Origin of the sequence: Ferrovum sp. (genome assembly GCF_027317285.1) — a bacterium.
Lineage (GTDB): Bacteria > Pseudomonadota > Gammaproteobacteria > Burkholderiales > Ferrovaceae > Ferrovum.
Genome location: NZ_DAHVHV010000071.1, coordinates 1 through 7,341, shown reverse-complemented (window position 1 = coordinate 7,341; position 7,341 = coordinate 1). Strand labels below are relative to the sequence as shown.

The window sequence follows — 7,341 nt, the reverse complement described above, 5'->3', positions numbered from 1 at the left end:
CAAGCCAAGCAAGTTACCTTTCGTCAGGTGGCGGAGCAGTTCCTTGAGGCAAAGGCTGGCGAGAAAACAGCGCGTCATACTCAGGTCTGGCGATCCAGTTTTGAGATGTTCGCCTATCCAGTCATCGGGGACGTGCTGGTTCAGGATATTGAGTTGCCCCAAGTGGTCAAGATTCTCGAACCGATATGGATCACCAAAACAGATACGGCCACAAAGTTGCGGGGACGCATCGAGGCAGTTCTGTCTATGGCGACCGTCCGAGGCTACAGGACCGGACCGAACCCGGCAGACTGGAAGGGCAACCTCGACCAATGCTTACCGAAGCCAGGCAGGGTAGCGACCAAGGGACAGCAACCAGCGTTGCCCTATCGGCAGATTCACGCTTTCCTGGAGGACCTGCACGGGATCGAGGGCATGGGTGCGCTGGCGCTGGAATTCGCCATTCTGTGCGCGTCTCGCTCGGGGGAAGTGAGGGGTGCCAAGTGGGATGAGATCGACTTGCATAACGAGGTTTGGGTGATCCCTGCCGAGAGGATGAAGGTCGAGAAAGAACATCGGGTTCCCCTGACTGATGCGGCTCTGGCCATATTGGAAAAACTCCCACGGGATAATGATCTGGTGTTTCCTTCGGTAACGGGAAAGACGCTTTCAGACATGACCATAAGCGCGGTTTGCAGACGCATCAACCAGCGCCGTGAATCGGATGGGCAGGCACCTTGGACTGATGAGAAAAGTGGCTTGTGGATCGTTCCGCATGGTTTCAGAAGCACGTTCAGGGACTGGTGTAGTGAGCAGACCGCTTACCCAAGAGAGGTGGCAGAGCAGGCGCTGGCGCACACCATCGTCAACAAGGTGGAGGCCGCATATCGTCGCGGTGATCTGTTCGAGAAACGGCGCAGGATGATGGAGGATTGGGCGAAGTTTTGCCAGTCACCAGCACCAGCGGGAAAGGTTGTACCGATTCGGGGAAAGCAAGCATGAGTGCGCACCGGTATGCGCGTGATGGTCACGTTAAATGCCCCCAGTGCCCGGCAGGGTGGCGCGTAGTGGATAATTGATCGAGGTTGATGCGCATAACATTACAGGTTACAATAGGCCATGATTAAGACATTCAAGCACAAGGGGCTGAAATCCTTTTTTGAAACAGGCAGCGCGGCAGGTATACAGCCGCACCAAGCACCTAGGCTGGCCGCCATGTTGCGACGCCTGAATGAAACGACCAACGCCAAGGGGATGAACCTGCCAGGATGGGGCTTTCACCCTCTGACCGCAAACCTTGCCGGGCATTATTCAGTATGCGTAAACGGCAACTGGCGCATGACGTTCACCTTTGAGGGTGAAGATGCCGTGCTTGTTGATTATCAGGATTACCACTAGGAGCAAATGAAAATGAAGATGCACAACCCACCCCACCCCGGACTGACATTACGGGATGACGTATTGCCCGCGCTGGGGTTGACAGTAACCGAAGCCGCGCAACAATTGAATGTAGCCCGTGCAACGCTTTCGCGTGTAATTAATGGCCGTTCCGCCGTATCGCCAGAAATGGCCTTGCGCATCGAGGCATGGTTAGGCGTGGATCGGGGCGGAGAAGCCCGACTATGGATGGCAGAACAAAGCGCCTATGACATGTGGCAAGCCGAGCAGCGCGTCAAGACTGCGCCCTTGCATGTCCAACCGGCACCGCTGGGACAACTGGCCGCCTGACAGTTTAAGCATTGCCGCACCTAGTCCCGGCCTAATTACCCGTGACGAAAGCATGGAAAACCTTGCCATGTTGGTGCGGCATCTATTCAAGGGGCGTGAAAAGGTGACGTGATATGACTGCGAAGAAAACTCCTGTTTTTTTACCTACCGCGGCAACGATCCGCATTGGCATGGGGTCCCCTGTCGATATGGTCACCCCTTGGGAATTTGGCACTGTACTGATCCCTGCTGCCCCACCTCAGGGGCGCATCGTCACTCTGGAAGGACCTATCCTAGACGCTTCTGGAATAAAGCAAGGAAGCATCAAAATGCGCGGTATGCCTGTTGAAATGCTACGACAAAAAAAACCTGCTGGACGGAAAAACAACCCAGACAGAAAGGTGGAAGTTTTTTTGGCTTGGCTGGACCATGTATTAGACAATGAAACAAAGGGCCGGGCGGACCAGCAAGTGGCCGACCTTTTGCGTTACGCCGATGCGAGGCAGGTGAAAGCCATCCGGGCGGAAGTCTTTAAGACCTTTTCTATTTCCTCCAAAAATCTGAATTTGATGGTGTTTCCTCCAGAGACTCCGTTCAACGGGTATGAGTACGTTTGCCTTGCCAAGTATCATTCCCACGAGCAACTAGATTCCTGGCACCTTCGGATGGAAGGATGGCGCTGGAACGGTACTCAATTGGAAAAGGGGGGGATGACCCTGTCTTTTTCTGAAAAAGATGAAGAACTTTTAAACTTTGTCACCAAAGCCGGGTATGTAACTTTCTGCGCGCCCAGATTGGTGGGGGTGTGAATAATCCCCCTTCTGATTTTTCACAGTGTGATTAATTAAGCCGCCAATCTTCTCATTACGGCAAGGTTTTTTTAATGCAAAAATTGTCTCAACGCGCCACATTTTGTGACGTTAAGGAGACAAAGTCATGGCAAAGAAAATCAGTCAGTCCGTTCAAAATTTTTCAGAACTCCCTAATGACGCCCATATCAGAATCCCATCCCTGGCGGAAATCTTTGGATGCTCACGTTGCACAATCCACCGACGATTTAAAAATGGAAGTCTGCCCCCACCGGTCCGGGTTTTGGGTCATCGAGGGCTAACGGCGCGAGTGGTCAGGAAAATCCTGGCAGGTGGTGAAGTATGAACGCCCAAAAAAACGAGGCCAGCGGGGCGGCTGGCACTCGGGGCACTTCTCAAAACGCACCCACATCTTATCACGATCCTGCTGCCAAAATTCTGCAACTCCTGCAAAAAGTGCGGAGAACTGGCCCCGGACGATGGATTGCGTGTTGCCCTGCTCACGACGACCGAAGCCCATCCCTGGCCGTTCGGGAAGCGGATGATGGCCGCGTCTTGTTGCACTGTTTTTCGGGGTGCAGCGTTCCCGAAATTACCGGCGCTTTGGGCCTGGAACTGAGCGACCTTTTCCCGCCTCGCGATGTGAACCACAAACCTGAACGACGACCGTTTGACGCTGTTTCAATCCTCGAAGCGGTTTCGTTTGAACTTACGGTGGCCGGGCTGATTTTGGCTCAGTTCGTGACTGGCGAACCGCTGGACGCGCAAATGCGTGATCGGGTGGCGCTGGCTTCTGGCCGGGTTGCAAACGCCCTGCAAGTCGCGAGAGGGGGGGCATCATCATGGATGACTTGGAGCGCGGGACCGCCTTTCTGGATAGCGTGGGCGCAGTGGAAAATGAAGTAGGCCGTACCCTGGCGCAAGCGGATCAGAAGCGGCACGTTCCCATCAGGCTGACCGTCTGCAATTTCGGGGAACTTCTGACCGCAAAGTTGCCGGAGCCACGAGCCATCATCCATCCGATTCTTTACGAGGGCGACCTGGCCATGATCTATGGCTGGCGTGGCGCAGGGAAAACCTGGTTTTCTCTTGGACTGGCCTACTCGATAGCGGCAGGAATTCCATTCCTTGGGTGGGAATGCCGAACACCTGCCAAGGTGATTTACTTGGATGGTGAAATGCGCGCTTCACGCCTTCGGATCCGGTTGGCAATGATTGCGAATGCGGCGCTCCCTGTTCAGGCCAAACCGGAAATGCTGGATGTGCTGACCCGAGACATGCAACCAGAAGGGAGTGAGTGGCCTGACCTCGGCTCACACACGGGGCGCGAGGCTCTGCGTGCGGTAATCAAAAAGTCAGACCCGGCGGTTATCGTGCTTGACAACATTTCCGCCTGGCAGAGATCTGGAAAACCGGAAAATGATGCCGAATCATGGAATGAGGTCGCCACGTTCCTGATGGAACTTCGGTCCCAAGGAAGGGCTGTAGTTCTCATCCATCATGCGGGGAAGGGCGGCCAGCAACGAGGCACCAGCAAGCGCGAGGACATTCTTGATACGGTCCTCGCACTCAAAAAGCCGGACGATTACGATCCTGCGGACGGAATGCGGGTCTGCCTTGAGTTCGAGAAATCCCGAAACCTTGACGGCGGAGACATCCCTTCCCTCGAGGTGAAGTTAACCACCCAGGAAAAAAAGGCCGTGTTCAGCATCACGGAAACCCAGAACGATCCGATTGCCAAAGTTCACACCTTGCTTGCGATGGGTGCCGGCAGAAGCGAAATTCTTAAGGAATTAGGCATGACCCGGTTTCAGTTGGATAGGTTGCAAAAACGAGCCTCAGCGATGGGACGCGGTTTCGCCTTGCCAGATACTCGGAGGAAAAAACCTGGCGCTGGTTCCACCAAACCCAGGCATGAAACAGAGGCTGAAAGTGCATTGTGACATTGTGCGCGTGCTAGGGACCGCACAACCGCACAATACCAATTTTGGTGCGCACGATAGACCGCACAAAGGGATGACGATATGAGCCTGGAAGCCTTAATCCACGGGGTGTTAGGGGAATGTGCGGACCGCACAATACCGCGCACAATCGACCCCGAACCTAATGTGCGGACCCCTGCAATTCCCGCACAATGCAGCGCACAACCCGCACAATGCAAAACGTCCACAGAACCAGCGGAGGACATGCCCGGCAATCATTGGAAAATCACCCTTCAAACCGGGCGCGTGATCGAGGTTTGCCAGACCCCACCTCAGACCCGCGCATGGGTTTTGGAGAGTTGGCAGGCGCTGGATGCAACCCGGCTTCCAGAAATCGTCATGGTTCGTAAGTGACCCCTTCCATTATTGTCACGGTGACGATATCATGGTTATTGTCACGGTGACGATAAAGGGGATGAGAATGGACACGGAAAAGAAACGACCAGGCAGACCACCAAGCGGGCAACCGATGGCAGGACGGACCCGGACCATGCTTTATCGCCACCGGAAACAGGCTGAGATAACGGCCAGCATCGGGAATGAGTCGAGCGCATCTACCGCCACTCTTCTGGAACGGTTGAAGCGTGATTTGTCTGTTCTGGACCATGACCCGAGCGCATCGCGTGAAATTGCATCGAAGGTGATCCATGAATTCTGTCGTCGGTACGGAATCGATCCGAATCACTCATGAGTTTCTGCCAGGTTTCCACGCATGGTGAACACCAATTCCCAATAACGGCAGGCGCTGGCGGGGCAACGTGAACGAGTTTCTGCCAGTTTTCAAAATCAACGAACTTTTTTCGGAGGCATCATGGCGAGACAGTGGACCCAGGAGCAAAAGGACCGGCAATCTGCCTTGATTCGCTCATGGAAGCCTTGGACACGCTCCACAGGACCACGGACAGCCACAGGTAAAGCAGAGGCTTCACGGAACCGTCAGAAGGCGCTGGAGAAGGCCCGGAAGGAAGTGGCCGATGCCCGGAAAGCCTTGACCGAGGCTCAGGACGCTTTGGAACGGCTCGGGTGCAAATCCAGTTTTGACCTGGCGACTATCGTTGCGCTGACCAAACACTTCTGAAGCGTCCCCCCTCCAACTCTTCTTTCTCCATCTTCAGTTTTTCGATGATTTCGATAAGATTGGAGGGGTCAACTTTTTCAGTTTTTTGGTTTTGAGAAGGCGTATTTTCTGGCGTTTTTTCGTCATTTTGTATACTTTCTGTACAGTCAGTTTGCACCTGGCGGGGCTTACAAGGCTGACTGGCAACGTTGCCAGCATAAGACTTTACTTTAAGTTGTTCGCTTAACTTGTTTTGCTTTTCGGCTCTCGGCCAGCCTCCCCACCAGCACCAGGGATTTAACGTCACTGTGACGGAAAATCCCCAAGGGATGAAGAATTGTCGTGACAGTCACGAAACCATCCTTGAAACCGCATCATTCCGAAGCAATCAAGCACTTTGATTTATGATGGGTGAGATGATGGGCGGCTGAAAAAAACGCCCTGGAAGCCCCGTGTTTATTGATGTGATGGTGGTGCATTACGGAACCGAACCCGCGTCCTATTTCCAGAGTAGAGAGGCAGGCGTGGGTGCTGTGGCCGTGGTTTAGATGATCTGAGCATTTTTGCTTATCGAAATATTGCCTGTTACACGCTGAAATTTCCAATTGATCGCTTCATTCACTTGACGGAATATTCCATAAAGGCTATATTTTTGCCATGAATTGGGATGTCGAATATACCGATGAATTTGGTGAGTGGTGGGGGAGCCTTGCCGAGGGTGAACAGGAATCCCTGGTGGCATCCGTGCGACTGCTCGAAGAAAGGGGCCCGGCCTTGGGCTTCCCCCATAGTAGCGGGGTCAATGGTTCGAAGCACGGACACATGCGAGAGTTGAGAACCCAGCATGATGGGCGACCATTTCGCACCCTATATGCCTTCGACCCCCGCCGGATCGCCATTTTATTGATCGCCGGTGATAAAACAGGCGATGGTCGCTGGTACGACACGAATATTCCCATTGCTGACCGACTATACGACAAACACCTTGAACAACTTTGCAAGGAGGGACTGATCGATGGCTAAGAAATTTGCAAACCTGCGTGCACAGATGTCACCGGCATCGCAGGCTCGTGCCGAAGCCAAGGCGCAGGCCATGTTGGCAGAAATGCCGCTTAACGAATTGCGTCAGGCGCGAGGCCTGTCTCAAAAGATGCTGGCCGAAGTGTTGCATGTGCAGCAACCCTCCATCGCCAAGCTTGAGAAGCGGACTGACATGTACATCTCCAGCCTTCGCAGTCACATCGAGGCTATGGGGGGGCGGTTGGAGGTGGTTGCGCGCTTCCCGGATGGGGTGGTGAAGATCAGTAACTTTGAAGACATTGGTAACAACGCTACTGCGTGAATATTCGTTCAGGGTCGGCTTTCTGTATCAGTAGCGTTGTCATTGATGCTCAAGAGTGCATGGCGCGGGAATTGTGCCAACAGTGGCATTCCGGGTTTCATTCGCAACGGGCAATATCCAGTGCGATAGTTTTCAATGGATCGACCATGACTGCTCACAAATGGCAATTTTCTGCCCGATTCCGCCGCCATGCCTTTGGCTGGCGATCAGATGCACCCATCCAACGGATCAAGGAGGCTCTCGCCGAGATCAAAAAGATGGCTCGCATCGATCGAGTCCTAGCGGCACAGGGGGCCGTGTCGTTTCTTGAAAAACTTTCACCAGCCCTGGAGCATGTGTAAGCGTCCGGTGGACGACAAGCCCTTGCTCAGGTCGAGACAACCCCTGTTTGCGGCTGAGTGACGGTTACTTTTTCCGACCTGACCAGAGGCAGGAGTTCATTCAATCTGGAGTTTGGCCAAGTCG

General features: G+C 53.9%; 9 protein-coding genes and 1 pseudogene. 9 read left to right on the top strand and 1 reads right to left on the bottom strand.

Features of this window, described 5'->3' with window-relative positions; translation table 11 throughout:
• The 6 genes from M6F29_RS10770 to M6F29_RS10745 all read left to right on the top strand — a co-directional run.
• Positions 1-981: tyrosine-type recombinase/integrase (locus tag M6F29_RS10770; RefSeq protein ID WP_298159657.1), on the top strand; the 981-nt coding region annotated here is incomplete at its 5' end.
• Positions 982-1,098: 117 nt separating this feature from the next.
• Positions 1,099-1,377 (top strand): type II toxin-antitoxin system RelE/ParE family toxin, encoded by a 279-nt coding sequence (locus tag M6F29_RS10765; RefSeq protein ID WP_298159654.1) that lies wholly within the window; start codon positions 1,099-1,101, stop codon positions 1,375-1,377.
• Positions 1,378-1,389: 12 nt separating this feature from the next.
• On the top strand, positions 1,390-1,707 hold the full coding sequence (locus M6F29_RS10760; protein ID WP_298159649.1) for a HigA family addiction module antitoxin: 318 nt from the start codon (positions 1,390-1,392) through the stop codon (positions 1,705-1,707).
• Positions 1,708-1,820: 113 nt separating this feature from the next.
• Positions 1,821-2,495: a hypothetical protein gene (locus M6F29_RS10755; protein ID WP_298159647.1), complete on the top strand. Its 675-nt coding sequence runs from the start codon at positions 1,821-1,823 to the stop codon at positions 2,493-2,495.
• 842 nt (positions 2,496-3,337) lie between these two features.
• Positions 3,338-4,438, top strand: coding sequence for an AAA family ATPase (locus tag M6F29_RS10750; protein ID WP_298159645.1), 1,101 nt, complete (start codon positions 3,338-3,340; stop codon positions 4,436-4,438).
• Positions 4,439-5,288: 850 nt separating this feature from the next.
• Positions 5,289-5,555: a hypothetical protein gene (locus M6F29_RS10745; RefSeq protein ID WP_298159642.1), complete on the top strand. Its 267-nt coding sequence runs from the start codon at positions 5,289-5,291 to the stop codon at positions 5,553-5,555.
• Here the strand turns inward: M6F29_RS10745 and M6F29_RS10740 are convergent.
• Positions 5,527-5,841 carry a hypothetical protein gene (locus tag M6F29_RS10740; protein WP_298159639.1) on the bottom strand — a complete coding sequence of 105 codons (315 nt, stop codon included), beginning with the start codon at positions 5,839-5,841 and terminating at the stop codon, positions 5,527-5,529. The two genes, M6F29_RS10745 and M6F29_RS10740, sit on opposite strands and share 29 nt — an antisense overlap.
• A 350-nt stretch (positions 5,842-6,191) precedes the next feature.
• Between M6F29_RS10740 and M6F29_RS10735 the strand changes: the two genes are divergently transcribed.
• The 3 genes and pseudogenes from M6F29_RS10735 to M6F29_RS10725 all read left to right on the top strand — a co-directional run.
• Positions 6,192-6,557, top strand: a complete 366-nt coding sequence (locus M6F29_RS10735) for a type II toxin-antitoxin system RelE/ParE family toxin (protein WP_297505715.1) — start codon at positions 6,192-6,194, stop codon at positions 6,555-6,557.
• Complete coding sequence (gene relB / locus M6F29_RS10730) at positions 6,550-6,876, top strand: type II toxin-antitoxin system RelB family anti-toxin (RefSeq protein WP_298159635.1); 327 nt, start codon at positions 6,550-6,552, stop codon at positions 6,874-6,876. Before M6F29_RS10735 ends, relB begins: the two co-directional genes overlap by 8 nt.
• Positions 6,877-7,022: 146 nt before the next feature.
• Positions 7,023-7,214 (top strand): annotated as a pseudogene (locus tag M6F29_RS10725) (hypothetical protein); the annotation flags it as partial.
• Between the last annotated feature and the right edge of the window lie 127 nt (positions 7,215-7,341).

What these genes read in the sequence shown, in the direction of transcription:
- M6F29_RS10765 (WP_298159654.1), top strand. Translation starts at nt 1,099, where the DNA reads ATGATTAAGACATTCAAGCACAAGGGGCTGAAATCCTTTTTTGAAACA.
- M6F29_RS10760 (WP_298159649.1), top strand. Translation starts at nt 1,390, where the DNA reads ATGAAGATGCACAACCCACCCCACCCCGGACTGACATTACGGGATGAC.
- M6F29_RS10755 (WP_298159647.1), top strand. Translation starts at nt 1,821, where the DNA reads ATGACTGCGAAGAAAACTCCTGTTTTTTTACCTACCGCGGCAACGATC.
- M6F29_RS10750 (WP_298159645.1), top strand. Translation starts at nt 3,338, where the DNA reads ATGGATGACTTGGAGCGCGGGACCGCCTTTCTGGATAGCGTGGGCGCA.
- M6F29_RS10745 (WP_298159642.1), top strand. Translation starts at nt 5,289, where the DNA reads ATGGCGAGACAGTGGACCCAGGAGCAAAAGGACCGGCAATCTGCCTTG.
- M6F29_RS10735 (WP_297505715.1), top strand. Translation starts at nt 6,192, where the DNA reads ATGAATTGGGATGTCGAATATACCGATGAATTTGGTGAGTGGTGGGGG.
- relB (WP_298159635.1), top strand. Translation starts at nt 6,550, where the DNA reads ATGGCTAAGAAATTTGCAAACCTGCGTGCACAGATGTCACCGGCATCG.